This is a genomic window from Pseudomonas sp. B15(2017) (assembly GCF_002113215.1).
Taxonomy (GTDB): domain Bacteria; phylum Pseudomonadota; class Gammaproteobacteria; order Pseudomonadales; family Pseudomonadaceae; genus Aquipseudomonas.
Map to the genome: position 1 here is coordinate 23560 of NZ_NEJZ01000021.1, position 24370 is coordinate 47929.

Sequence of the window (24370 nt, forward strand, 5' to 3'; positions counted from 1 at the left end):
GTATTGGACGCTAAGAGTGGTGTAGATATAATGCGCCGCCTAGAGAGAAAGGTGGTTTGCCCATTATTAGCCTTGACGTTAACGTAAAGGCAATAACGGATACGACACCGAACCTCCAAATTAGAAAAAAAACTGTTGAGCCTTGAGTAGGAGATAGCCTGTGGAACGCGAACACATGGAATTCGACGTGGTCATCGTCGGTGCCGGCCCCGCTGGCCTGTCCGCCGCCTGCCGTCTGAAGCAGAAGGCCGCCGAAGCCGGTAAGGAAATCAGCGTCTGCGTGGTCGAAAAAGGCTCGGAAGTCGGCGCGCACATCCTGTCCGGCGCCGTATTCGAACCACGGGCCCTGAACGAACTGTTCCCGGACTGGAAAGAACTCGGCGCTCCGCTGAACACGCCAGTCACCCGCGATGACATCTTCGTGCTGAAAAACGCCGAAAGCGCGCAGAAAATTCCTGACTTCTTTGTGCCCAAGACCATGCACAACGAAGGCAACTACATTATTTCCCTCGGCAACCTTTGCCGCTGGCTCGCTCAGCAGGCCGAAAACCTGGGCGTGGAAATCTACCCGGGCTTCGCCGCTCAGGAAGCGCTGATCGATGAAAACGGCATCGTGCGCGGGATCATCACCGGTGACCTCGGCGTCGACCGCGAAGGTCATCCGAAAGAAGGCCTGTACACCCCGGGCATGGAACTGCGTGGCAAATACACGCTGTTCGCCGAAGGCTGCCGTGGCCACATCGGCAAGCAACTGATCAAGCGCTACAACCTCGACAGCGACGCCGACGCCCAGCACTACGGCATCGGCCTGAAAGAAATCTGGGAAATCGACCCGGCCAAACATCAGCCAGGCCTGGTCGTACATACCGCCGGTTGGCCGATGGACATCATGGGCACCGAGAACACCGGCGGTTCCTTCCTCTATCACCTGGAAAACAACCAGGTGGTGGTCGGTCTGATCGTCGATCTTTCCTACAGCAACACCTACCTGTCGCCGTTCGACGAGTTCCAGCGCCTCAAGCATCACCCGGTACTGAAGCAATATCTGGAAGGCGGCAAGCGCATCAGCTATGGCGCACGTGCGATCTGCAAGGGCGGCCTGAACTCGCTGCCGAAAATGGTGTTCAAGGGCGGCGCATTGATCGGTTGCGACCTCGGCACCCTGAACTTCGCCAAGATCAAGGGCAGCCACACCGCGATGAAGTCCGGCATGCTCGCCGCTGAATCCGTGGCCGACGCGTTGTTCGCTGAAAAGGACGGCACCGAAGAGCTGACCACTTACGTCGACGCGTTCAAGAAGAGCTGGCTCTACGAAGAACTGTTCGCCAGCCGCAACTTCGGCCCGGCGATCCACAAGTTCGGCGCCATCGTCGGCGGCGGTTTCAACTGGCTGGACCAGAACATCTTCGGCGGCAAACTGCCGTTCACCCTGCACGACACCAAGCCGGACTACGCCTGCCTCAAGCTCGCGGCCGACTGCAAGAAGATCGACTACCCGAAACCCGACGGCAAGATCAGCTTCGACAAGCTGAGCTCGGTGTTCATCTCCGGTACCAACCATGAAGAAGAACAACCGTGCCACCTGAAGCTCACCGACCCGAGCATCCCGCTGAGCAAGAATCTGCCGCTGTACGACGAACCGGCGCAGCGCTACTGCCCGGCCGGCGTTTATGAAGTGATCACCAAGGAAGACGGCGAGAAGCGCTTCCAGATCAACGCCCAGAACTGCGTGCACTGCAAGACCTGTGACATCAAGGACCCTTCGCAGAACATCACCTGGGTGACGCCGGAAGGCGCTGGCGGCCCGACCTACCCGAACATGTAAGTCGACCCGCTGGACATCAAGGCTCCCGAAACGGGGGCCTTTTTGTTGCCCGCGATTTGTACAGGATCACGCCGCGCGTTCATCCCCCGGACTGCGTTCGAAATAACGTTTGTACTCGCGACTGAACTGCGACGTGCTCTGATACCCCACCCGATGCGCCACCTGTGCAACCCCCAGCCCCTCGGCGATCAACAACGTCTGCGCCTTCAACAAACGTAAACGCTTCAAGTACTGCACCGGCGACAGCAGCGTGCTGCGTTTGAAGTGTTCGTGAAAGGTCGAAACGCTCATGTTCGCGCAACCGGCCAATGTCTCGACGTTCAAGGGCTCGGTGTAGTGCGAGTGCAAATGGCTGATCGAAGCCGCGATACGGGCAAACTGCCCCTGCTGCTCCACCAATGCCCGCAACACATCGGCCTGAGGTCCGCGCAACGCGACGAACAACAATTCACGCACCCGCGCCGGCCCCAGAATCTGGCACTCCAGCGGATCGTGCAGACAACGCAGCAGGCGCTCGACGCAACCGCGCATGTCATCGTCGAGCACCACCGAGGTCATCGATTCCGGTGTCTGCGCCGGAATATGCCGTCCCGGCGCCAGCCCCATGGCCAGCACCAGTTCACCGAGCAGCACCCGGTCGATCGCCACCGATACGCCAAGCAACGGTGCGTCCGGTAACGCATAGGTTTCGCACTCGAACGGCACCGGCAACGCCTGAATCAGATAATGCCCAGCGCCGTACTCCATGGTGCGCGGCCCCAGATACGCGAGCTTACTGCCCTGGGCGATGATCATCAGGCTCGGTTCATAAATATGCGGGCCACGGGCGACATCGCAACTGGCGCGCAACACCTGCACGCCCGGCAGCCCGGTCTGGCTGTAACCATCGCGCAGCGCCAGCGGTTCGATCAGCGAAACCAGGGTGGCGTTGGCGTCAAGGTGGCGGGTCAATTGCATCGGGCGGCTCTTCAGAAAAATCACGGAAAAAGGGATGAACGCATCATCGCAGATCCTTTTGCCAATGCGACCGATCAACCCCGCATGCCGGAGGATTAGGCATGACACCCGGAGGAATCGCCATGGCCGGACGACCGGGCGGCGCCCAGAATGCGCCGCCTCACCTGTCACTGCTTTTGCGAGGTTTCACATGTACACCGCCATTGGCTACGCCGCTCAAACGGCCACCACTCCCCTCGCCCCGATGAAGTTCGAACGCCGCAGCCCACGGGCCGACGACGTCGCCATCGAAATCCTGTACTGCGGCGTCTGCCACTCCGACATCCATCAGGCGCGCAACGAGTGGGGCATCGCCGTTTACCCGTTGATGCCCGGCCACGAGATCGTCGGAAAAGTCACCGCCGTCGGTGCGAATGTCACCAGGCACAAGGTAGGCGATCTGGTCGGCGTCGGCTGCATGGTCGACTCCTGCCGGACCTGCGAAGCCTGCCAGTCGAACCTGGAGCAATACTGCCTCGAAGGACCGACCATGACTTATGCCACCCCGGATCGGGTCGATGGCAGCAACACCATGGGCGGTTATTCGGACAGCATCGTGGTCAGCGAGCACTTTGTGGTGCGCATCCCCGAGAAGCTGGATCTGGCAGCCGCCGCGCCGATTCTCTGCGCCGGCATCACCACCTATTCGCCGCTCAAGCACTATGGCGTGAAGGCCGGCGACAAGGTCGGGATCCTCGGCATGGGCGGCCTCGGCCATATGGGCATCAAGTTCGCCAAGGCCATGGGCGCTGAAGTGACGCTGTTCACCCGTTCGGCAAGCAAGGCTGAGGAAGGTCGTCGTCAGGGCGCCGATCACGTGATTGTCTCAACCGACGAGGAACAGATGAAAGCGGCGGCCGGTCGATTCGATTTCCTGCTGGACACCATTCCGGTGCAGCACGATCTGAACCCGTACCTCGATACCCTGCGCTTCGACGGCGTGCACATTCTGGTGGGCCTGATCGAACCGATCGATCCGCCGGTCCACGCCGCCAAACTGGTATTGGGCCGTCGCGTATTGGCCGGCTCGCTGATCGGTGGCGTCGCAGAAACCCAGGAAGTGCTGGATTTCTGCGCCGAGCACAACATCAGCTGCGACATCGAAATGCTCGATATCCGCCAGATCAACGAGGCTTACGCCCGCATGATTGCCGGTGATGTGAAGTACCGCTTCGTGATCGACATGGCGACTTTGAAGCTTTAAACCTTCAAGCCTGCACTTTTAAACCAAGTTCAGCCGAGAGCCGGGCCGTGACCCCTTTGATCAGGGGAATCAGCTCGGCCATTTTCTCCAGCGGCATGTACGGCACGGTGCTGGCGATGCTGATGGCCGCGACGATGCGCTTGCTCGCGTCGCGGATCGGCGCCGCCACGCAACGGATCGACGGTTCGTTGTCTTCCAGGTCGAACGCGTAGCCGCCGGCCACGTATTCAGTCATCCGCTGCTCCAGCTGTTCCCACGACTGTTGCGGATGCTGCGGCCAGAACTGACTTTTCCCACCTGCCGGCAGGCTGATGTCGTACAGACGCTGCCAGTCCTGCGGCGCGTCATCCAGCATCAGCGCCTTGCCGATTCCGGTGCGCGCCAGCGGCATGCGATGGCCGACCCGCGAGCGCATTTCCGGGCCGTTGCGCCCCGGATTCTTCAGCAGATAAAGCACCTCGTCGCCTTCACGGATTCCCAGGTGAACGGTATCGCCGGTCAGCGCCGACAACTCGTCCAGGTAAGGCCCGGCCAACGTCACCAGCGGTAACTCTTCGCGCGCCTGAAAACCCAGCTCAATCAGTTTCGGCCCCAGCAGATAACCGACTTGCGGCACGACGCGCAGGTAGCGCTCGTCCACCAGACAACTGGCCAGACGATGAGTGGTGCTGCGCGTGGTGCCGATCAGGCGGGCAATCTCTTTGAGATCGCGGGCGCCACTGGCGACGGCTTGCACTACACCCAACCCGCGCAGCAGGGTCTGGGTGCCGGTCGGCGCGGCGTCCTTGGCGGTTTTTGGGGCGTCTTCCTGCATATCCAGCCTTTAGCGTTGAGCGAGGGAACGGGCGGCATTATGGTCGCCCGACATAGCCGACTACAACTCGATGCGTTCGACCTTGCCCACCAGCAGCACGTAGGACAAAGCACCGATCAATGCCAGAACCGCGATGTAGGTGATTGCCGGGGCGAACGAATCACCACTGGCCAGGAAGCCGATGACAATCGGCGTGGCAATCGCCGACAGATTGCCGATGAAATTGAACACCCCACCGGTCAAGCCCAGCAAGCGCGCCGGTGCCAGTGTCGAGACCAGCGACCAGGTGATCGACGCCAGTCCGTTGCCGAAAAACGCCAACGCCAGGAAGGCAATCACCAGCGGCGTCGACTCAACGAAGTTGGCGCCGATGATCGAGGTGGAAATCAGCAGCCCGCCAATGATCGGCAACTTGCGCGCAAACCCGACGGTGCAACCACGACGAATCAGGAAGTCGGAAAAGAACCCGGAGCACAGCACGCCGATGAACGCGGCGAGAAACGGCAGCGACGCCAGCAGGCCGGACTTAATGAAGTCCATGCCGCGATATTTCACCAGATAGGTCGGGAACCACGTCAGGAAAAACCACAGCGTCGAGTTCAGGCAGAACTGGCCGAGGTAGATCCCCCACAACTTGCGTTTGCTGAGGACGATGCCGAGATCGGTCCAGCTGAATTTAGCCTTCACCTTGGCAGTTTCGGCTGCGATATCCACCAGGCCGCCGCCCTCGCGAATCAGGTCGATTTCGCTTTGGTTGGCACCTTTGAAATCACGCGGTTCGCGATACACCGCGTACCAGATCGCCGCCCACACGATGCCCACCGCACCGGTCACGACAAACACCATGTTCCAGCCAAATTCATGTTGCAGCCACGCCAGCACCGGGGTCAGAAACGCCAGCCCGACAAACTGCCCGGAGGTGTAGAAACCGATGGCCGTAGCCCGTTCACGCTCGGGGAACCAGGTCGTCACCACGCGGCTGTTGATCGGATACGCCGGCGCTTCCAGCGCACCGACCGCCATGCGCAGCACAAACAGCGCGATGAAACTGGCGGCGAAACCGAGCATCACGGTGGCCAGCGACCACAGCAGCAATGCGACGCTATAAAGGATGCGCGGCGGCACCCGGTCCACCAGCCACCCGCCGGGGATCTGCATTGCGGCGTAGGTCCAGCCGAACGCAGAGAAGATCAGCCCGACGTGCACCGGGTCGATGCCCAGATCCGTCGTCAGTGCCGGGGCGGCAATCGACAGGTTGCTGCGGTCGAGGTAGTTGATGACCACGGTGATGAACAGCAACACCATGATGAAAAATCGCTTGCGGCTGGGCGTGACTGACGTCGCTTGCCCGGTGAGGGTTTGCGGTTGCATGGGGAGCGCCTCTTCTTATGTTTATTGAGGTCGAGGGTTGTTGGCGAGATCGTTCCCACGCTCCGCGTGGGAACGATCGCTTAGAAGGGAATCAGCGACTCACCACTCGGCAAAACTGCCATCGGCATGACGCCAGATCGGATTGCGCCAGCGGTGGCCGACCGCCGCGCGTTCGATGACGTATTCCTCGTTGATCTCGATCCCCAGTCCCGGGCCGTTGGGGATTTTCACAAAGCCTTTGTCGTAGTCGAACACCTGCGGATCCTTCACATAATCGAGCAGGTCATTGCTCTCGTTGTAATGGATGCCCAGGCTCTGCTCCTGGATAAACGCGTTGTAACAAGCGGCGTCCAGTTGCAGGCACGCCGCCAGCGCGATCGGCCCCAGCGGGCAATGCAGTGCCAGCGCCACGTCGTAGGCTTCGGCCATGTTGGCGATCTTGCGGGTCTCGGTGATGCCGCCGGCGTGGGACGCATCCGGCTGGATGATGTCGACGTAACCTTCGCTCAACACCCGTTTAAAGTCCCAGCGCGAAAACAGCCGCTCGCCGAGGGCAATCGGGGTGCTGGTCAGCGGTGCCAGTTCTTTCAGCGCTTCGTAGTTTTCGCTGAGCACCGGCTCTTCGATGAACATCAGCTTGTACGGGTCGAGCTCCTTCATCAGCACCTTGGCCATGGGTTTGTGCACCCGGCCATGGAAGTCGACGCCGATGCCGACGTTCGGCCCGACCGCATCGCGCACGGCGGCAACGTTGGCCAGCGCCAGATCGACTTTCTCGAAGGTATCGAGAAATTGCAGTTCTTCAGTGCCGTTCATTTTCACCGCCGTAAAACCACGGCCCACCGCCTCTTTCGCGGCCCGCGCGGTGTCCGCCGGACGGTCGCCGCCGATCCACGAATACACTCGGATCTTGTCCCGCACCTGACCGCCAAGCAGATCGCTGACCGACACACCGAGGGCCTTGCCCTTGATGTCCCAAAGCGCCTGGTCGATGCCGGCCAGTGCGCTCATATGGATTGCGCCGCCCCGGTAGAAGCCGCCGCGATACAGCACGGTCCAGATGTCTTCAATGTTGCGTGGGTCTTTGCCGATCAGGTAGTCGGACAATTCCTCAACCGCTGCGGCGACCGTGTGGGCGCGGCCCTCGACCACGGGCTCGCCCCAACCTGTCACGCCCTCGTCGGTTTCGACCTTGAGGAAGCACCAGCGCGGCGGGACGATGAAGGTGGTGAGTTTGGTGATTTTCATCTCTTGTCTCTCTTGTTAGATGCAGCGCACGCAGCGCCGGAAAAGTCTTAGTGAAGGGCTTTCCAGGCCGCCACGTAGGCCTTGGCATTGGCCGCCACTTGCTCAGTCGTCATGCCCGGTTTGAACAGCCCGGAGCCGAGGCCGAAGCCTTTGACGCCAGCGTCGATGAACGCCTGCATGTTGTCCGGCGTGATGCCGCCGACCGGCGCCAGAATCGTCCCGACCGGCAACACCGCCAGCCAGGCTTTCACCACCGCAGGTCCCATCTGCTCGGCCGGGAACAGCTTGAGAATGTCCGCGCCCTCCTCCAGTGCCGCGAAGGCTTCAGTCGGTGTGGCAACACCCGGCGACAGGTACAGCCCCGCCGCTTTTGCAGCCCGCAACACCTTGGCATCGCTGTGGGGCATGACAATGACCTGGCCGCCAGCCTCCTTCACCCGTTCGACCTGTTCCGGGGTCAGCACCGTGCCGGCACCGATCAGGCAATCGGCGGGCAGGGTCTTGCGCAGGGTGCGAATGCTTTCGTACGGCGCGGGGGAATTGAGCGGTACTTCGATGACGCGAAATCCGGCGGCATACAGGACTTCTCCGACAGCGGCGGCTTCCTGCGGATGCAGGCCGCGCAGGATCGCGATCAGACCGTTTTGCGCCAGTGCTTGCTTGAGCATGTCAGGCCTCCAGTCAGGGTTAACGGGGTGAGGAATCGATCAGTCCGGCGGCGAGCGCCAGTTGCCACAGACCACGCTCGGTGGCTTGCTCGGCCAGAGTCACCCGGGCGAAACCGCAGGCGTCGAGGGCCCGGCTGTAACGGGCGCACAATTGCGCGTTGCCGATGAGGATGATCGAAGGAAGATGTGCGCTGTTGCGCCGGCGTCGTTGCACTGCGGCCAGCGCCGACAGTTCATGGCCGATCAACAGGCCGGACAGATAATCCGGTTGCGCGGTGGCGCTGAGTTCACCGGTCAGGCCCAGACTGCGGGCGCTGAACAGGGTCGACAGCACGCCTGTCTCGCCCTCTGCCGACAACGCCACTTGCACGCCGCGATCAAATGCCTCGGCGTCGAACGTCGCGCTGTGCTGTTGGGTACGACCGAGAATGCTGTGTTCGCTGAGCACGGCGAACACTTCGCCGGTCATGAAGGTATCGAAACGGGTGATGCAGCCGTCGGCCACTTCCACCCATTTTGAATGACTGCCCGGCAGGCCGATCAGCAGATCATGGGTCGCCTCGAGCGGCAGATTCTGCAGGACGCCGAGGACCTGGGTTTCTTCGCCGCGCATCACGTTCGGCAGTGCCGAGCGCTGAATCACACCCGGCACGATATGCACATTTACACCGCGAAGACTGCGAACGGTTTGCAGGGATTTTCCGAGATCGGCCACATTGGCCGGCGTATCGCGGTAGGACGCTTCGCGCCAGCCCTGAGCGCTGCCGACCATGCCGCAGGCAATCACCGGCAAGCCGGGCTGCGCATCGAGCCAGTCGCCGCATGCCTCGTCGAACGCCAGTTCAAAACCCTCGGCGCATTCACGACCGTTGATGACCCGCGGCGTCTTCGGCAACTGCATGATCCCGAACGACAGCGACCGCTGCGCCAGCACCTGCCCGCCCGCCCCAAGTTTGTAAGCACGTAGTGAGGTCGTCCCCCAATCGAGCGCGGTCAATTGCGCCAGCATCGCTTCACCTGTTTTGTTATTGGCAGTGAGTGAGCTGGACTATAAACCCGGGCACAACAAAATCTCAATATATAAATATCATTCCCACATTATGGGATGAGACAAAAAAAATATCGCAGGCAGAAACAGCGCCTACAGAGAAATTCAATTTCCCTGCAGGAATCGTCTCGGGCTGCGATATTCCTGGCGCGGCTCAGTTGCCCTCGGCAAACTCGCGCAATACCTTGCCATCCATGCGGTAACGCACCCACTCTTCCTGCGGCTGGGCGCCGAGGGATTTGTAGAATTCGATGGCCGGGGTGTTCCAGTCCAGCACGCTCCATTCGAAGCGGCCGCAGTCGTTGGCGCAGGCTATTTTCGCGAGATGGCGCAGCAGGGTTTTGCCGGCGCCGCCGCCCCGTTGTTCCGGGGTAATGTAGAGGTCTTCGAGGTACAGGCAGTTGCTGCCCAGCCAGGTCGAATAGCTGAAGAAGAACACCGCAAAACCGATTGGCAGACCATCGCGCAGGCAGATCAGGCCATGGGCGGTGGCGCCTTCGCTGAACAGACTGCGCTCGATGTCGGCGACGCTGGCGATAACTTCGTGACGGGCCTTTTCGAAGTCTGCCAATTCGGTGATGAACGCGAGGATTTGCGGAGCATCGCTGGGGGTCGCCGGGCGGATTTCGATCGTCATGGACGGGCCTTGTCGGAAAAAGGAAAACGCCATACTAAGGTGCCGCGCGGCGCTCGTCACATGGCAATCCAAACACTACCCTACTCAATCACAGAAACACGGTGATCCGTGTGGGAGCGAGCTTGCTCGCGAAGGCGTCCCGCCAGTCGATGGAGGTATTGCCTGTGCCGAGGTCTTCGTCGGATCGCCGCCCGGAGCAAGCTCGCTCCCGCAAGGATTGTTGTTTGCTTTATAGGACATGCATGAACACGATCGCTTTCGAACCACTGGCCCCACTCGCCGCCGAACTGCTACCCCATGCGCTGGAACCGTCGGAGGACGGCGCTCATGACCTGTCGCACCTGCAACGGGTCTGGCACAACGTGCGCACTTTGCAGGCCGAGGAAGGTGGCGACCTTGAGGTGCTGCTGGCGGCGGTGTTGCTGCATGATTGCGTCGCGGTGGAAAAGAACTCGCCGCTACGTTCACAGGCTTCACGCCTGGCAGCGAAAAAAGCATCAACGGTATTGGCAAACCTGAACTGGCCCGAAGCCAAAATCAGCGCCATCATCCACGCCATCGAAGCCCACAGTTTTTCCGCCAACATCACCCCGCTCTCCCTCGAAGCCCGACTGTTGCAGGACGCCGATCGTCTCGACTCCCTTGGCCTGCTCGGCGTTGCCCGCACCTTCTACACCGCCGGACGTATGGGCAGCGCGCTTTACGACCCGAACGATCCCGAGGCTCGGGAAAGGGACTACGACGACACGCGATTCTGCCTCGATCATTTCCAGACCAAACTGCTGCACCTCGCCGACGGTTTCCAGACCGCTGCCGGTCAGCGTCTGGCGCAAATCCGTCATCAGCGCCTGAAGGGTTTCATGGAGCAATTCAAGGAAGAGATCGGCCTCGAAAGCACTCAGCCCTTCTGAACCGTTCGTCGATCATCAGGCACCAATCTTTCACGAGGGCAGACCAACGTGAGGTAAGGATTTCAATCACTGGAGACACCCTATGATCCCGTCAAGGTTGACTGCGCTCGTATTCGCAACCCTCCTCAGTCCTGCGGCATTCGCCGCCTCTACCACCGCCGCCGGCACCGGGCCGACCGATCCGGTCACCCAGCCCAGAGCACCCGCCATCAACAGTGCCCCCGGTATGAATACCGACGGTTCGGGTGTACCGCTGATCAACCAGCCACCCGCGACGGGAACCGATCCTCGCACCCAGGGCAGCGATCCCGGCCGCCAGGGCGGGATGAATACCCCCGACGCTCCGGCCGCCCCCGACAACGCCGGTCCCGGCGTCGGCTCGAAAACCACCACGGGTGGTTCGGGCTCTGAAGGCGCAGGACAGTGATCCGTGCTTCATCCACGCAACGTGTCTATCCGCTTCCCTGAAGAGGTAACCATGAACGTCGATAAAAACCTGGAAAAAGAAGTCCTCACCCGCCTGTTGCATGCCCACCCAAGCGGCCTCGGCAAAGAGGTGCTGGACAATTATCGCGGCGAGAAAGTCGTGGCCAGTGCCCTTGCCGCCCTGCAGGAGCGTGGACTGATTCACCACGGCCACATCACTTGCAATGAAGCGGGAGAGCATTCGCTGAATCTGCCGATCAAGCTCAGCGCTGCAGGTGTGGAAGCGGCGCGTAAGCTCGATAACTGACGCTTCCGGTCACTGGCGCAAGCAGTGTTCGGATGCATTGCCTGCGCCGGTCATTCCGAGATTCATTCAGCCACCAGGAGACCTGCCATGCCTCGTGGAAGCAAAGCCAAATACACTGCCGAGCAAAAGCGCAAGGCCGCGCACATCGAAGACAGCTATGAACAGAAAGGCGTTCCGAAGGACGAAGCTGAAGCGCGAGCCTGGGCGACGGTAAACAAACAGTCCGGCGGCGGCGAGAAAGCCGGTGGCTCCGGATGCCGAAAACCTGCCAGCGCCAAGGCCGACGATCGCAAGGAATCGGCGCGACGCGCGACAGTAAGCCGTGAGGGATATTCGCGCGATAGCAAGGCTTCACGCGAAGTGCAGACGGTCGACAGCCTGCGCAAGGAGGCCCGGGAGCGGAAAATCCCCGGGCGTTCGTCGATGCGTAAAGATGAGTTGATTGCGGCGTTGCGCAGAGCCGGCTAGGTCCAGACTGGATGTAACGGCTGAAGGCCTTATCGCTGGCAAGCCAGCTCCTACAGAAATCAAAGGGCCCGCAAAAACTGCGCCCCTACTGAAACCTGTGGGAGCTGGCTTGCCAGCGATTGCGATCGTTCAGTCAGTGCATTTTTTGCTGATCAGCACATCAACCTCGGCAGTGCCAGGAGCGGTCGCCGGGCCCCATCGGGTGACGGCCAACGCAGCCGCAGCGTTGGCGCGCCTTGCGGCCTGGTGAGCGGTCAGTCCCTGCGCCAACCCGGCCATGAACACGCCGGCATGCGCATCACCCGCGCCATTGCTGTCCACGGCTTGTACCTTGAAACCCGGTACGTGCTGGCGTTCGCCCCGCTGATGAATCCAGCAACCTTGCGGGCCGTCGCGCACGACCATCAGCACTTCCTGCGGCAGGTGCACGGTCAATCGGTCCAGCGCGGTTTCGAGGTCCGCTGCGCCAGTGAAGCGCAGCGCCTCGACGCGGTTGCTGGTCCACACATCAATGCGCGGCAGCAATGCCTGCATCATCGATGAGTCCGGAGTTTCCACCAGCGGCCCCGGATCGAACACCACGTTGATCGCCTTCGGCAACGCCAGCGTCCAGTCCAGCAACGCCTTGGCCTTGCCGCTGTGCAGCAGGCTGTAGCCGCTGACGTAGACGTAATCTCCCGACTCGGCGGCAACGCTGTTCAGCTCCGCCGCCGTGACCTCACCTTCAGCGCCGATGTAGGAAATGAAACTGCGCTCGGCCGACGCATCGGTCAGCGCCACGCAGATGCCGGTGTCGCGTGCTGCAGGCTGTTGGATGCCGATGCGGATGCCTTCGGCGTTCATCGCCTGGCGCGCCAGATCGCCGAAACGACCATTACCGTGGCGACCGAGATAGACCACCGGCATGCCATTACGCGCAGCGGCAGCCATTACATTGAAGCCGCCGCCAGCTTCGAAACTGGCGGACTGCGCCAGCACGTCACCACCGATTGGCGGCAGCGCATCCACGGCCATGACCAGGTCGATGATGACCTGGCCGGTGTGCAACATCTTAGGCATGAGCATTCTCGGATTGCGCAGCGCGGCGATCTCTCGCCCCGCCGAGTACGAAGTAAATGCCGCCGGCGACCACGAACGTCACAATCCAGCCGAGGCCGTTGTGGCCCAGCCACGAATCGGACAGAAAGCCCTTGAACCAGACGTTTTCAGCCGTGGTGCCGATGGTGGTGAAACTGAAGCCCAGCACAATCGCAATCGCCCACGCGCCGAATGCGCGCCACTCGATGCCGCCGTTGTACCAATAGGCACTGCTCGGGCTGACGTCGAGCAGGTCTTTGGGGCTGTAGTAGTGACGATGAATCAGATCGACCACGAAGATCCCGACCCATGCAGTGATCGGCACGGCCAGCAACGAAATGAAGGTGATGAACGGGCCGTAGAAACTGTCGGCGATCAGCATGAAGTAGATCGAACCGGCGAAAATCGCAACGATATCGACCACCACCGCGTACACGCGTTTGACCTTCAGGCCGAGGGTCAGCGTGGTCAAACCGGCGGAGTACACCGACAGGTTGTTCGACAGCAACAGACCGCCGAACGCGGTGATCAGGTACGGCACGGCCATCCAGGTCGGCAGCATGTCGCGGATCGCCACGATCGGGTCAGTCGCCGAAGCGAGGTCGTTGTTGCCGACCGACAACAGGCCGCCGAGGGTAATCAGCAGCACCAGTGGAATCCCCGCGCCGAACGCTGCCGACGCCACCAGGCGCACGGCTTTGACGCTGCGATGCTGATAACGCGACATGTCGGCGCCGGCATTTGCCCAGCCGATCCCGGTGCCGGCCGCCATGGTGCCGATACCGATGATCATCGCGCTCATCGGCGCCGGGGTGGCGTTGAACACCGCGCTCCAGTCGATAGTCGTGCAGAGGAAGCCACCGACCAGAATGTTCAGCGCGCCGAACACGTAGGTCGCCCACTTCTGGATCACCAGCAAGGTGGCGTGGCCCAGGCCGGACACCGACAAGGTCAGCAGCACGAAAATCGCGATGAAGATCAAAGTCAGCACCGGCGCACTTTTGGCTTCCACCGGCGAGCCGAACAGGATCGAGCACAACGACAGCAGCACGAACGCGGCGGTGGTGGTGTTGACGGTTTCCCAACCCAGGCGCGACATCAGCGACACCAGCGTCGGGCCGATATTGCCGCGCACCCCGAAGATCGCCCGCGACAGGGTCAGGCTCGGCGCACGACCGCGACGGCCGGCAATCGAGATGATCCCCACTACCGCGAACGAACCGGCAGCGCCGAGGATCGCGACAATGATCGCCTGCCAGATCGCCAGGCCGCGAAACGCAACCAGCGTGGCGCCCAGCGGCAGGCCGAGGATGGAAATATTGGCAGCAAACCAGACCCAGAACAGTTGCAGCGGATGGCCGTTGCACTCGCCTTCCGGCACCGGTTCGATGCCCCGGGTTTCCAGTTGCCCGGCGCTTTGCCCAGCGTTCGATGAACTCATGAAAAATGCTCCTGTTTGCCTTTATTGTGGTTGTGGCAATGACGCAGAACGACTAGACATCCCGCCCTTCCTGGGCCTGTCTGCGCGATCCATTGCGGGTGAATATTCAAGACTTGTGGTGCGCCTTTCGCGAGCAAGCTCGCTCCCACAGGTTCGAAGTGAACCTTGAGATTGCACTGTCCCTGTGGGAGCGAGCTTGCTCCGGGCGGCGATCCGACGAAGGCGTCAGTTCAATCAGCGCAAGGCCAACAGCCCTGTCACCAACGGCTCAAGCTCCAGATCGTTGACGGCCTTCACCGTTTCAATCATCGGTGCCGGCCAGCTCTGCAGGCCCAGGCAGGCCCCGAGCATGGCGCCGAGAATCGCGGCGATGGTGTCGGTGTCCCCCCCCAGGCTCGCGGCCATGCACAGCGCATCGAACGGCGTCATTTCACCGACCGCGACTTGCTGCGCGAGGGCGAACGAGACCACCACCGATTCCTGCGAGGCCACCGAGGTGCCGATCACGTCGTACAGCAGATCCGCGAGCAACACCGGATCGCTCTCGACACTGATGCTGCGCGCCCAACTGATCCGCGACGCGATGCGCCCGCCGGCCACCCAGTGCCCGTGCGCTTCCGCTTGCTGGGCAATCTGTTGACCGAGGTTCAGCGCCTCGCCCAGATCCAGGCCGTTGATGCCGGCCGAGACCACCGCCGCCACCGCCGCCGCGCTGGAAATCCCCAGCGTGGTGTTGTGAGTGACCTGACACGCTTGCACCACCGCCGCGATAAAGCGCTCGGGGTTGGCGACATCCGCCGCGATTCCCACCGGGGTGATGCGCATCGCTGCGCCGTTGGTAGTCCCGAAGCGTCCGGCCTCTTCCGGCGAATGGCCGGCGAGGATCATTTCGATCGCACGTTTGGTCGACGGGCCGAGCAAGTCCTGCGAGCCCTTGGCCTGCATCTCGGCTTCCCATTCGATCAGCCGTTGCGCCAGCACCGCCGGCTCGATCCGGCCGCGACCTTCGACCAGCAATTCGCCGACCAGAATCGCCTGTTCGGTGTCATCGGTGATCGAGCCCTTGGGCATGTTCGCGGCAATCGGTTGCAAGGGGCCGGCGTCTTGCAGATCGGTGATCTGGCCGAAGCGCTGCCTGATGGTTTCGCGGTTCAGGGATTGCGTCGGCATCCCCAGCGCATCGCCGAGGGCCAGGCCGTAAAACGCGCCCACGGCACGGTCAAGGGCGGTCATTTCGATTCTCCGAATTGCAGGTGCAGACGAAAATGCACCGGGTCGAGCAGGCTTTCGACCTGTTCCATGAAACGGTTCTGCCGGTCGTAGGTGGTGCGCAATGCCTTGAGGAACACCGTGCCTTCCGGACGACCGAGCAGTTCGGCGTCCACCGCGTTGAGCGGTTCGGCGCCGATCCATTGATCGCCGCGCTCGCCGATATAGCCGTAAGCGGCCAGGGTGATGGTCAGGGAATTGTCGATCAGGCCGACCCGCGGCAGGCTTTCCAGGCCTCCAGAGGCGGGCATCAGAGAGCGTTCAAGGGACACCGCCGTGCCATCGTTGGAACGGCGGCGACGTTCGAGAAGAATGAATTGATCGGAGCCGAAACGCGCAAGCAGATCCGCGCGAGTCACGGCTTCCAGACGCAACACGTCGGTATTGATCATCGCCCCGCTGTCGGCCAGGGCCTGGGCCCAGCCGCTGCGCTGATCGAGCACCATCCCGTCAAATGTGACGATCGAGCCGACCCCGCTTTGCGTGGCGATGTAATTGCGCCGCTTCAATTCGGCCAGCGCTTCGCGCAACGTGCCTCGGCTGACGTTGAATTCCTGAGCCAACTGATGCTCGCCAGGCAACAGAAAGCCGTCCTCCATGAGGCCGCTTTCGATGCGTCGGACGAGCTCGTCGACCACCCGTTGTTTCTTGTCAAATCGTACCTGTCTAATCATGTACAAATTGATAACCGAAACAAGACAGGACGAGCAAGGAGTATTTATCCGGGAGTGACGGAAGGTTCGTTAGAAAAGGTGAACTGTGGGAGCTGGCTTGCTCGCGATAAGGCCTGCACATCCGACATCAACGTGCCGGATCTACCGCTATCGCGAGCAAGTTCGCTCCCACAGGGTATTGCGGATTACCGTTGCTTGAGGCGGTCGATAACCACAGCCAACAGCAGAATCGAACCCCGAATCACATACTGATAAAACGTGTCGATATTCTTCAGGTTCATCGCATTCTCGATAATCGCCAGAATCAACACCCCGGCAATCACATGCCGGATCATCCCGATCCCGCCGCTCAACGAAACCCCGCCCAGCACGCAAGCCGAAATCACCGTCAGCTCGAAACCCTGCCCGATCATCGGCTGCCCGGACGTCATCCGCGACGCCAGAATCACCCCCGCCAGCGCACCGATCACACCATGCACCGCGAAGATGATGATCTTCGTGCGATCAACATTCACCCCCGCCAGCAGAGCCGCTTCCTGGTTGCCACCGATGGCCATGGTGTTGCGCCCGTAGGTCGTGTAGTTCAGCAACCAGCCGAAAAACAGGAAGCAGACAATGGTGATAAGGATCGGCACCGGCACGCCGAACAACTGGCCGTTACCGAACACGAAGAACGATTCCTGGGACACCCCCACCGCTTTGCCATTGGCAAAAATGTAAGCCAGGCCCCGGACGATCTGCATGGTCGCCAGCGTCGTGATCAGCGCATTGACCCGCAACTTGGCGATCACAATGCCGTTGATCAAGCCGACGATCAGGCCCATCACCAGCGCGGCGCTGACGCCGAGGAACACGCTGTTGGTATCGCGCATCACCACCGCCGCAACCACCCCGGCGCAGGCAATCACCGAACCTACCGACAGGTCGAAGTGCCCGGATGCCAGGCAATACAACATGGTGCATGCGGCGATTCCAGTGGTGGAAATCGCCAGGCCCAGGCCACGCATGTTCAGCGGCGAGAGGAAGTTGTCGATCAGCAAAGTGCAGGCGAGAAAAATCCCCACCGCCGCCAGCAACATGACCCAGTCATCGAGGAAGCGCCGCATATCCAGAGGTTTGCGCGCGGTCGGCAGGGTTTCGTTTTGGGTTGTCATCATAGTCACCTCTCAGTTCGCCACGCCGTCAGCGCGGTGGCGCGGCAAAGCCAGTTGCAGCAGGTTGGATTCGTTGGCCTGGTCGCGGCTGACTTCGCCACGCAGGGCGCCCTCGCACAGCACCAGAATGCGGTCGGAAATGCCCATCACTTCCATCAGATCGCTGGACACCACGATTACCGAAATGCCATCGGCGGCCAAGTTATGGATGATCTGGTAGATCTCGGCCTTGGCGCCGATGTCGATGCCCCGGGTCGGCTCGTCGAGCAGCAGGACTTTCATCGGCATCGACAGCCAGCGGCCGAGAATCGCCTTCTGCTGATTGCCGCCGGACAGGAACTTGATCTGTTGCCCGGCGTGGGGCGTTTTCACTTTCAGGGCCTTGATCTGTTTTTCGGCGTTACCCTTTTCCCAGATCCCGCGCAGCAGGCAACCAAGCCCGGAGTTCGCGCCCCGCGCGCTGATGTTGATGTTTTCGGCGACGCTCGCCAGCGGGATGATGCCTTCCTTCTTGCGGTCCTCCGGGCACAGCAGAATCCCGGCGGCGATCGCATCGCGAGGCGACCGCAGCTTCAGTTCATGGCCGCGCAATTCCAGGCGTCCGGCGGTGTTTCGCTCCAGACCGCTGAGCAGCCGGAACAACTCGGTGCGCCCTGCCCCGACCAGCCCGAACAGGCCCAGAATCTCGCCTTTGTGCGCATCGAAACTGATCGGCTCGCGCAGGCCCGGGCCGAGCAAACCATCGACTCTCAGCGCCACGGCACCGCGCGGGCGGCCGCGATAATCGTAGATGTCCTGAATGTCGCGCCCGACCATGCAGGTCACCAGTTGATCGTGGGTCAGCTGGCTCATGTCGTCGAAAGTGCGCACGTAGCGACCGTCCTTGAACACCGTCACCGCGTCGCAGATACGGAACACTTCCTCCATGCGATGGGAGACGTAGAGCACCACTTTGCCCTCGTCGCGCAGTCGGCCGATGATCGCCATCAAGCGGTCGATTTCCCGCGCCGAGAGACTGCTGGTCGGTTCGTCGAAAGCAATCACATGGGCGCCACGGGACAGTGCCTTGGCGATTTCGACCAGTTGTCGCTGGCCGAGGGACAGGCGTCCGACCTTGGTCTGCGGGTCGATTTCATCGGCCAGCCCCTTGAGACAAGCCAAGGCCTGCTGACGCAGCGCGCCGCGATTGATCAAGCCGAAACTGGCCGGCAGATGACCGAGGAACAGGTTTTCGGCCACGGTCATTTCCGGCACCAGATGCAGCTCCTGGTGAATCACCGCCACGCCGCTGCCGATGCTGTCGGCAGTGCACTTGAAGGCCATCGTCCGCTCGCCGATCTGCAACTCGCCGCTGCTCGGGATGTAGGCGCCGCCGAGGATTTTCAGCAGGGTCGATTTGCCGGCGCCGTTCTCGCCCATCAGGGCGTGAACCTGCCCCGGGTGCGCGACGAAACTGATGCCGTCCAGCGCCTTCACGCCCGGAAAGGTCTTGCCGATCCCGTTGAAACGCAGGCTGCCACTGGCGCTGTGTTCTTGTGTCTGTACTTGCGCGTGCATTTAAGCCACCTCATCACACCGTTCAAGCGGCCCGGCTGCCCGGGCCGCCGCTGCCGTCAGTTCCACAGGCCGATCTTCTCCAGCTCCTGCTTGAAGTTGTCGCGGGTGATCAGAGTGACGTCGTCCATCGCGGTGTACTTCGGTGGTTCTTTGCCGGTGGTGACCCACTCAAACATCATCTCGGCAGTCTTGTAGCCTTCGATGTGCGGGCTCGGCAGCATCGAACCGTAGAAGCCGCTGTTGGGCTTTTTCAGCTCGCCGATGGCGTCGGTGCCGTTGATGCCGATACCGATCACGTTGGCGGCGGCAAACCCGGCGGCTTCGGTGGCGCGCACGCCGCCCAGCACGGTGTTGTCGTTCATACCGCCGATGATCAGGTTCTTCGCCGCGCTCGGCAGCTTGACCAGCGCCGAGTTGGTGGCGTCCATGCTGCCCGGTACGTCGAGGGTTTTCAGGGCGGCGGCCAGGATGTGCTCTTTCGGCAAGCCGGCGTCTTCGAGCGCTTTCATCGAACCGTCGGTGCGTTTCTTGCCGGTGTCGAGTTCGTTGTAGGTGTTGACCACCGCGTAGGTGTCCTTCCAGTCCCAGTTACGCTTTTTCGCCTCGGCGGCCATGGCAGCGCCCTGCTTCTGGCCGACTTCGAACGCGGCCATGCCGAGGTACGGCACGTCTTCCATGAACTTGCCATTGGCGTCGACAAAACGGTCGTCGACGGCAATGACTTTCAGATCATTGAGCTTGGCCTTCGCCATGATCGCAGGGCCGAGGGACACGTCCGGCGGGCAGATGACGAAGCCCTTGGCGCCGTTGGCCGCAAGGCTGTCGATGGCCGAGAGGGTTTTCTCGCCGTCCGGCACGGCGATCTTGATCAGCTCGAAGCCTTTGTCCTTGGCAGCTTTCTCGGCGAAGGCCCATTCAGTCTGGAACCATGGCTCTTCGGCCTGCTTGACCAGGAAACCGATTTTCACAGGGTCAGCGGCCAGCAGCGAACTGCTCAGGCTGAACGCAGTAACCGCCAGCGCGGTACTGCAAAGGGTACGAATCCCGAAACGACGTTTCATAAGCAGACTCCTTGTTATTTTTCTTGAGCGTTATTTGAAAAGCGTTACAGCGGTCGAAGCGTTTGCCGCAAATCATGACGACAATAGTCATATCGTATGATGATTGGATTTCAGGCAGACCTTCCCGCCTGAAATCCGCTTTTTCAGTCGTGGTACATCACCGAGCGACCACCATCGATGGTGATGCACGAGGCGTTGATGAACGGCGCTTCGTCGCTGGCCAGGAACACGGCGGTCATCGCCACTTCAATCGGCTGACCGATACGTTTCGGTGGATGCAGATCAAAGGCGCGCTGGCGTTCGGCGTGCGGATCGGCGAAACCGTTCCAGTAATCGACGTTGAGCTGGGTTTCGATGTAGCCCGGCGCGATGGCGTTGACGCGAATGCCCTTCGACGCGTACTCGATGCCCAACGCGCGGGTCAGTCCGAGCAAGCCGTGCTTGGCCACCGGGTACGGGAAGCAGCCGGGAATGATGTTCGTAGAATGGGTCGAGGCAATATTGATGATGCTGCCGATGCCTTGCTCGATCATCTGCGGCAGCACGGCCTTGCAGCCATACCAGGCGCCGTCGAGGTCGATGGCGAAACAGCGTTTCCAGTCTTCTTCGGTCATCTCCAGCGGATCGCGGAACACGTTGACCCCGGCGCAGTTGACCAGCACGTCGATACGACCGTGCAGTTCGATGGCCAGTCTGGCCATGGCGTGCAGATCCTCCTGACGCGATACGTCGGCCTTGATCGCATGCACATCGGCGCCCTGCTCGCGCCAGTGTGCGGCGACTTTCTCGACCTTTTCAGCCTGGATATCGCTGATCACCAGTTTGGCCTGCTGGGAGGCGAAGGTTGCGACGATCGCTTCGCCGATGCCTTGGGCGGCGCCGGTCAGCAACACAACCTTGTTTTTCAGGCGCTCACCTTTCGGCGGCTCGGGCACCGGTGGCAGGGACAGAGGTTCAGCCATGAATCAGGACTCCTGTTCGAAAGCATAAAAAACCGGGCATCTGACGATGTCCGGTCTGGAAGGCTTCTGGAACAAAACAGGCGAGCGCACGCCGCGGAACCGGAACGGCCCGAAGCGCTGACTCCGCTGTGGAGTGCGATGGAAATTCGCTGCATCACTTCACCTGTTTTGTTCTTTTTAAGTGTGAGTGCGTGTTACTGCTGGAGCCGACTATAAACCCGACCGCCAAATAATCTCAATATATAATTTTGCGTCCCATATTTTGGGATTTAACTGGCAAATCGCGTACACAGCTTTCCGGCAACATCCACCTGCAGCGACAGCACGGCACCGTCCAGCGGATGGTTCAGCGGACTTTTGGCGCTGGTGATGTAAAGGGTTTTCAGGTCTGCGCCGCCGAATACGCAACTGGTCGGGCGACTGATCGGCAGGTCGATCTTGCGGTCGATGTGCCCATCCGGCGTCAAACGCAGCAGGCAACTGCCGTCCCAGCGGGCGTTCCACACGTAGCCTTCGGCGTCCATCGCCGAACCGTCCGGGCCACCGTGCTGATCGGCGCTGTACCAAGGCTGAGCAGTGTCGAGGTTGCCGTCGGTGTGAATGAAATAGCGGTACAACGTGCTGTCGAGGCTGTCGCCGAACAGCAGCGTGGTGCCGTCGTCACTCCAGAGCAGCGTGTTGGGAATGCCCAGGTTGCGCAGCAATGGCGTGACCCTTTTATCCGGATCAATCCGGAACAGCCCGCCGGAACGTCGAATGATCGGCAGATCCTCGCCCCGTTCGCCGATGTTGTTTTGCATGGTGCCGAGCCACAAGCGGCCCTGGCCATCGCAACGTGCTTCGTTGGCGCGGTTGCCCGGTTGTGGATCGGCGACGCAGAACAGCGTCAGTCGCGGCTCAAGTCCGGGGGAATCCAGATCGAGCCGGTAGACGCCGCTGCTCAGGGTCACCAGTGCGTCGCCGCTGGCGCAGGGAATGAACGCCGAAACGTGCTCCGGCATCTGCCAGATCTGCACGTTCTGCCCGATCAGCCGCAGCGCTTGCTTGCCGGCAATGTCGACCCAATACAGCGCCTGGGTCGGTGCGTCCCAGAACGGTCCTTCGCCCAGTTGCGCCCGATGCTCTGTCACCGCAGTCCACGTCATGCAACCTCCTGTTTTGTTGTTTTTGTCAGCTGGCTTTTTTGTCGGCCATTACCTGCGGGTAAAACCGCTTGATGGCCAGGTCGGCATTGTCGATCAGGGTCATGCAGGCCCATACACCGCGCGCGGCATCCCGGGCGGCGATGGCGTCGGCCATGTCTTTATGGATGGGCAGAGTGCGGCGCAATTCATCAGGGTCGGCCGCAGAGACTTCGAAGGACACCGCGAGCAACGCGCCGAGGGCCGGCACCATCTGCTCGATGAATTGATTGTGGCTGGCAGCGAGAATGCATTCGTGGAAGAACTGGTCGGCGCGGTTGTAGTCGATGCCGCTGTCCACCGCCCGCTCCAGCGCGTTGTAGGCCTGCCGCACGGCTTGCACCTGTTCGACGGTCGCCCGCTCACAGGCCCAGCGCACCGCCATCGGCTCGATGGTGCGGCGCAGGTCGAGCAAGTCATCGACAAAGTTTTCCGGCAGGCCGCTGCGTGACAGCCAGCCGACGACTTGCGGATCGAACAGGTTCCAGCGCTTGATCGGCAGCACTCGCGTGCCGACTTTCGGCCCGACTTCCAGCATCCCTTTTGCGACGAGGGTCTTGATGGCTTCGCGGATCACGGTGCGGCTGACCCCGAGCTGCTCGCCCAGATCGGCCTCGACCTTGATCGCCTGCCCCGGTTTGACCTGGCCGGCGGCAATCCAGGCGCCCAGCCAGTCAACCGTTGATGCGTGAAAACTGCTCGACATGGACACCCCGAAGCCGTTCGCTGTGGGTGCCTAAGCTAATCATCATACGATTGAGAGTCAACGACAAAAAACCGCAGCCTGCTTCCACAGACTGCGGTTTTTCAAGGTTCGAGGCCGATACGAAAGAACTCGCCGCCACTCCAGACGCCAAGCCAGCGCTGGCCATCGATTTCACGGCTGACTGCCAGCTCGACCAATTGGTAGAACACGTTGCGGTGGATCAGCGCTTCGAGGTTGGTGCGCACATGCACGTAGGGCGCGGGTTCTTGCGTTGTGGGATCAATCTCGACGCGGATCGGATGTTCCGCGCCGGCTTCGGTGGTTTCATCGACATTGGTCGTGAAGCGAAGCCGTTGCGCCTCGCCCTCGCCTTCCACCTCGACGGCAATCGCCACAAACGGCGCGTCGTCGACCTTGATCCCGACTTTCTCTACTGGAGTGATCAGGAAATAGTCATCGCCATCGCGGCGGATGATCGTGGAGAACAGCTTGACCATCGGCTTGCGCCCGATCGGAGTACCCAGGTAGTACCAGGTGCCGTCGCGGGCGATGCGCATGTCGATGTCGCCGCAGAAATCCGGGTTCCACAAGTGCACCGGCGGCAAGCCTTTGGTTTTGGGGATTTGCCCCAGCAGGTCATTGGCTTTTTGCGGGCCACTCATGGCGTACTCCTTGAATTACTGGTCCCCGACGCCCAGCAGGCTGCGCGCGTACTGCGCAAGCGGTGGGCCGATCAGGTCTTCGGGTTTGTTGTCGTGGAACGTCAGCAAACCGCCACGACTCTTGATCCGTGCAGTATCAATCAAATACTGGGTGCTGGTCTCGATCAACATGATCTGAATCACGCCGCCATCGATGCCGAGACGATCAACGGCTTCCTGATCCAGCCACTCATCGGAGTTGCCGATGCGGTCGTCGGCCTTGGCGAAACGCGTGTACAGCAGGTAGTGGGCACCGGCGTCGCGGGCCTCGCCCATCGCCTGGTCAAGGCCTTCCGGCGCACGGGCACGGCGGACCATCGGGAAGTATTCGACGAAGCCTTTGAAGGCCTCTTCGGCCACCACGTTGGGACGCGGGTAAGAACCGCCCGGCGGTGCGAACGAGCCTTGCGCGATGTAGATGAACGAATCCGGCTGAATGCGGAAATTGTTTACGCGACGGCTGTCGCTGTGGTCCAGCAAGCCCGCGTCGCTCATCTGGTAGCGAGTCCCTTCGGCCATGTCACTGACAGTCATACAGCCGCCCAGCGCCAAAACGGCCAGCAGCAAAACCAGGCTACGCATCCTAATCCTCCAGAAGCCGGTGACGGAAAACCGGCGAATGGCCGTAGGATGCAGCTTTTGCGCCAGTCCTTGGAAATGTGCA

At 61.2% G+C, this 24370-nt stretch carries 25 protein-coding genes; 6 read left to right on the top strand and 19 right to left on the bottom strand.

Annotation, left to right across the window (positions count from 1 at the left end; genetic code table 11):
* Positions 1 to 160: 160 nt before the first annotated feature.
* Positions 161 to 1825: an electron transfer flavoprotein-ubiquinone oxidoreductase gene (locus CAF73_RS25720; protein ID WP_085704696.1), complete on the top strand. Its 1665-nt coding sequence runs from the start codon at positions 161 to 163 to the stop codon at positions 1823 to 1825.
* 66 nt (positions 1826 to 1891) lie between these two features.
* Here CAF73_RS25720 and CAF73_RS25725 read toward each other — a convergent pair whose 3' ends face one another.
* Positions 1892 to 2782 (bottom strand): AraC family transcriptional regulator, encoded by an 891-nt coding sequence (locus tag CAF73_RS25725; RefSeq protein WP_085704809.1) that lies wholly within the window; start codon positions 2780 to 2782, stop codon positions 1892 to 1894.
* 190 nt (positions 2783 to 2972) lie between these two features.
* Between CAF73_RS25725 and CAF73_RS25730 the strand changes: the two genes are divergently transcribed.
* Positions 2973 to 4025 carry an NAD(P)-dependent alcohol dehydrogenase gene (locus CAF73_RS25730; protein ID WP_085704698.1) on the top strand — a complete coding sequence of 351 codons (1053 nt, stop codon included), beginning with the start codon at positions 2973 to 2975 and terminating at the stop codon, positions 4023 to 4025.
* Positions 4026 to 4029: 4 nt separating this feature from the next.
* Here the strand turns inward: CAF73_RS25730 and CAF73_RS25735 are convergent, their stop codons facing one another.
* The 6 genes from CAF73_RS25735 to CAF73_RS25760 form a co-directional block, all read right to left on the bottom strand.
* Positions 4030 to 4839, bottom strand: a complete 810-nt coding sequence (locus CAF73_RS25735) for an IclR family transcriptional regulator (RefSeq protein ID WP_085704700.1) — start codon at positions 4837 to 4839, stop codon at positions 4030 to 4032.
* Between the two features lie 60 nt (positions 4840 to 4899).
* Complete coding sequence (locus CAF73_RS25740) at positions 4900 to 6210, bottom strand: MFS transporter (RefSeq protein ID WP_085704702.1); 1311 nt, start codon at positions 6208 to 6210, stop codon at positions 4900 to 4902.
* Positions 6211 to 6309: 99 nt separating this feature from the next.
* The gene (dgoD, locus tag CAF73_RS25745; protein WP_085704704.1) at positions 6310 to 7458 is read right to left on the bottom strand and encodes a galactonate dehydratase; all 1149 of its coding nucleotides are present in this window, start codon (positions 7456 to 7458) and stop codon (positions 6310 to 6312) included.
* 47 nt (positions 7459 to 7505) lie between these two features.
* The gene (locus CAF73_RS25750; RefSeq protein WP_085704706.1) at positions 7506 to 8126 is read right to left on the bottom strand and encodes a 2-dehydro-3-deoxy-6-phosphogalactonate aldolase; all 621 of its coding nucleotides are present in this window, start codon (positions 8124 to 8126) and stop codon (positions 7506 to 7508) included.
* Between the two features lie 19 nt (positions 8127 to 8145).
* Positions 8146 to 9135 carry a 2-dehydro-3-deoxygalactonokinase gene (locus tag CAF73_RS25755; RefSeq protein ID WP_085704708.1) on the bottom strand — a complete coding sequence of 330 codons (990 nt, stop codon included), beginning with the start codon at positions 9133 to 9135 and terminating at the stop codon, positions 8146 to 8148.
* 193 nt (positions 9136 to 9328) lie between these two features.
* Entirely contained in the window at positions 9329 to 9811 is a 483-nt protein-coding gene (locus tag CAF73_RS25760) for a GNAT family N-acetyltransferase (RefSeq protein ID WP_039770630.1), read from the bottom strand.
* A 242-nt stretch (positions 9812 to 10053) separates the two neighbouring features.
* Here CAF73_RS25760 and CAF73_RS25765 point away from each other — a divergent pair, with 242 nt between their 5' ends.
* The 4 genes from CAF73_RS25765 to CAF73_RS25780 all read left to right on the top strand — a co-directional run bounded on the left by CAF73_RS25765 (position 10054) and on the right by CAF73_RS25780 (position 11923).
* Positions 10054 to 10722, top strand: a complete 669-nt coding sequence (locus CAF73_RS25765; protein WP_085704710.1) for an HD domain-containing protein — start codon at positions 10054 to 10056, stop codon at positions 10720 to 10722.
* A gap of 82 nt (positions 10723 to 10804) precedes the next feature.
* The gene (locus tag CAF73_RS25770) at positions 10805 to 11149 is read left to right on the top strand and encodes a hypothetical protein (protein ID WP_085696973.1); all 345 of its coding nucleotides are present in this window, start codon (positions 10805 to 10807) and stop codon (positions 11147 to 11149) included.
* A gap of 51 nt (positions 11150 to 11200) precedes the next feature.
* A complete protein-coding gene (locus CAF73_RS25775) occupies positions 11201 to 11455 on the top strand; it encodes a hypothetical protein (protein ID WP_085696974.1) in 255 nt (84 codons plus the stop codon).
* Positions 11456 to 11542: 87 nt separating this feature from the next.
* Positions 11543 to 11923: a Rho termination factor N-terminal domain-containing protein gene (locus CAF73_RS25780; RefSeq protein WP_085704712.1), complete on the top strand. Its 381-nt coding sequence runs from the start codon at positions 11543 to 11545 to the stop codon at positions 11921 to 11923.
* 129 nt (positions 11924 to 12052) lie between these two features.
* On the opposite strand, the gene CAF73_RS25785 is transcribed toward CAF73_RS25780, so the two are convergent.
* The 12 genes from CAF73_RS25785 to CAF73_RS25840 all read right to left on the bottom strand — a co-directional run bounded on the left by CAF73_RS25785 (position 12053) and on the right by CAF73_RS25840 (position 24288).
* Positions 12053 to 12982: a PfkB family carbohydrate kinase gene (locus tag CAF73_RS25785; protein ID WP_085704714.1), complete on the bottom strand. Its 930-nt coding sequence runs from the start codon at positions 12980 to 12982 to the stop codon at positions 12053 to 12055.
* Positions 12975 to 14441, bottom strand: coding sequence for a cytosine permease (locus tag CAF73_RS25790; RefSeq protein ID WP_085704716.1), 1467 nt, complete (start codon positions 14439 to 14441; stop codon positions 12975 to 12977). Before CAF73_RS25790 ends, CAF73_RS25785 begins: the two co-directional genes overlap by 8 nt.
* A gap of 234 nt (positions 14442 to 14675) precedes the next feature.
* Positions 14676 to 15674 (bottom strand): ADP-ribosylglycohydrolase family protein, encoded by a 999-nt coding sequence (locus CAF73_RS25795; protein ID WP_085704718.1) that lies wholly within the window; start codon positions 15672 to 15674, stop codon positions 14676 to 14678.
* Positions 15671 to 16384 carry a GntR family transcriptional regulator gene (locus CAF73_RS25800; protein ID WP_085704720.1) on the bottom strand — a complete coding sequence of 238 codons (714 nt, stop codon included), beginning with the start codon at positions 16382 to 16384 and terminating at the stop codon, positions 15671 to 15673. Before CAF73_RS25800 ends, CAF73_RS25795 begins: the two co-directional genes overlap by 4 nt.
* 185 nt (positions 16385 to 16569) lie before the next feature.
* Positions 16570 to 17538, bottom strand: a complete 969-nt coding sequence (araH, locus tag CAF73_RS25805; protein WP_085697229.1) for an L-arabinose ABC transporter permease AraH — start codon at positions 17536 to 17538, stop codon at positions 16570 to 16572.
* A gap of 12 nt (positions 17539 to 17550) precedes the next feature.
* The gene (araG, locus tag CAF73_RS25810; protein ID WP_085704722.1) at positions 17551 to 19095 is read right to left on the bottom strand and encodes an L-arabinose ABC transporter ATP-binding protein AraG; all 1545 of its coding nucleotides are present in this window, start codon (positions 19093 to 19095) and stop codon (positions 17551 to 17553) included.
* A gap of 56 nt (positions 19096 to 19151) precedes the next feature.
* Positions 19152 to 20156 carry a substrate-binding domain-containing protein gene (locus CAF73_RS25815; RefSeq protein WP_085704724.1) on the bottom strand — a complete coding sequence of 335 codons (1005 nt, stop codon included), beginning with the start codon at positions 20154 to 20156 and terminating at the stop codon, positions 19152 to 19154.
* 143 nt (positions 20157 to 20299) lie between these two features.
* Positions 20300 to 21118, bottom strand: a complete 819-nt coding sequence (locus CAF73_RS25820) for an SDR family oxidoreductase (protein WP_085704726.1) — start codon at positions 21116 to 21118, stop codon at positions 20300 to 20302.
* A gap of 269 nt (positions 21119 to 21387) precedes the next feature.
* Positions 21388 to 22263 carry an SMP-30/gluconolactonase/LRE family protein gene (locus CAF73_RS25825; protein ID WP_085704728.1) on the bottom strand — a complete coding sequence of 292 codons (876 nt, stop codon included), beginning with the start codon at positions 22261 to 22263 and terminating at the stop codon, positions 21388 to 21390.
* Positions 22264 to 22288: 25 nt separating this feature from the next.
* Positions 22289 to 23005, bottom strand: a complete 717-nt coding sequence (locus CAF73_RS25830) for a FadR/GntR family transcriptional regulator (protein ID WP_064383471.1) — start codon at positions 23003 to 23005, stop codon at positions 22289 to 22291.
* 101 nt (positions 23006 to 23106) lie between these two features.
* Positions 23107 to 23667, bottom strand: a complete 561-nt coding sequence (locus CAF73_RS25835) for a DUF1285 domain-containing protein (RefSeq protein WP_085704730.1) — start codon at positions 23665 to 23667, stop codon at positions 23107 to 23109.
* Positions 23668 to 23682: 15 nt separating this feature from the next.
* Positions 23683 to 24288 (bottom strand): DUF4823 domain-containing protein, encoded by a 606-nt coding sequence (locus CAF73_RS25840; protein ID WP_007950810.1) that lies wholly within the window; start codon positions 24286 to 24288, stop codon positions 23683 to 23685.
* Positions 24289 to 24370: the final 82 nt, after the last annotated feature.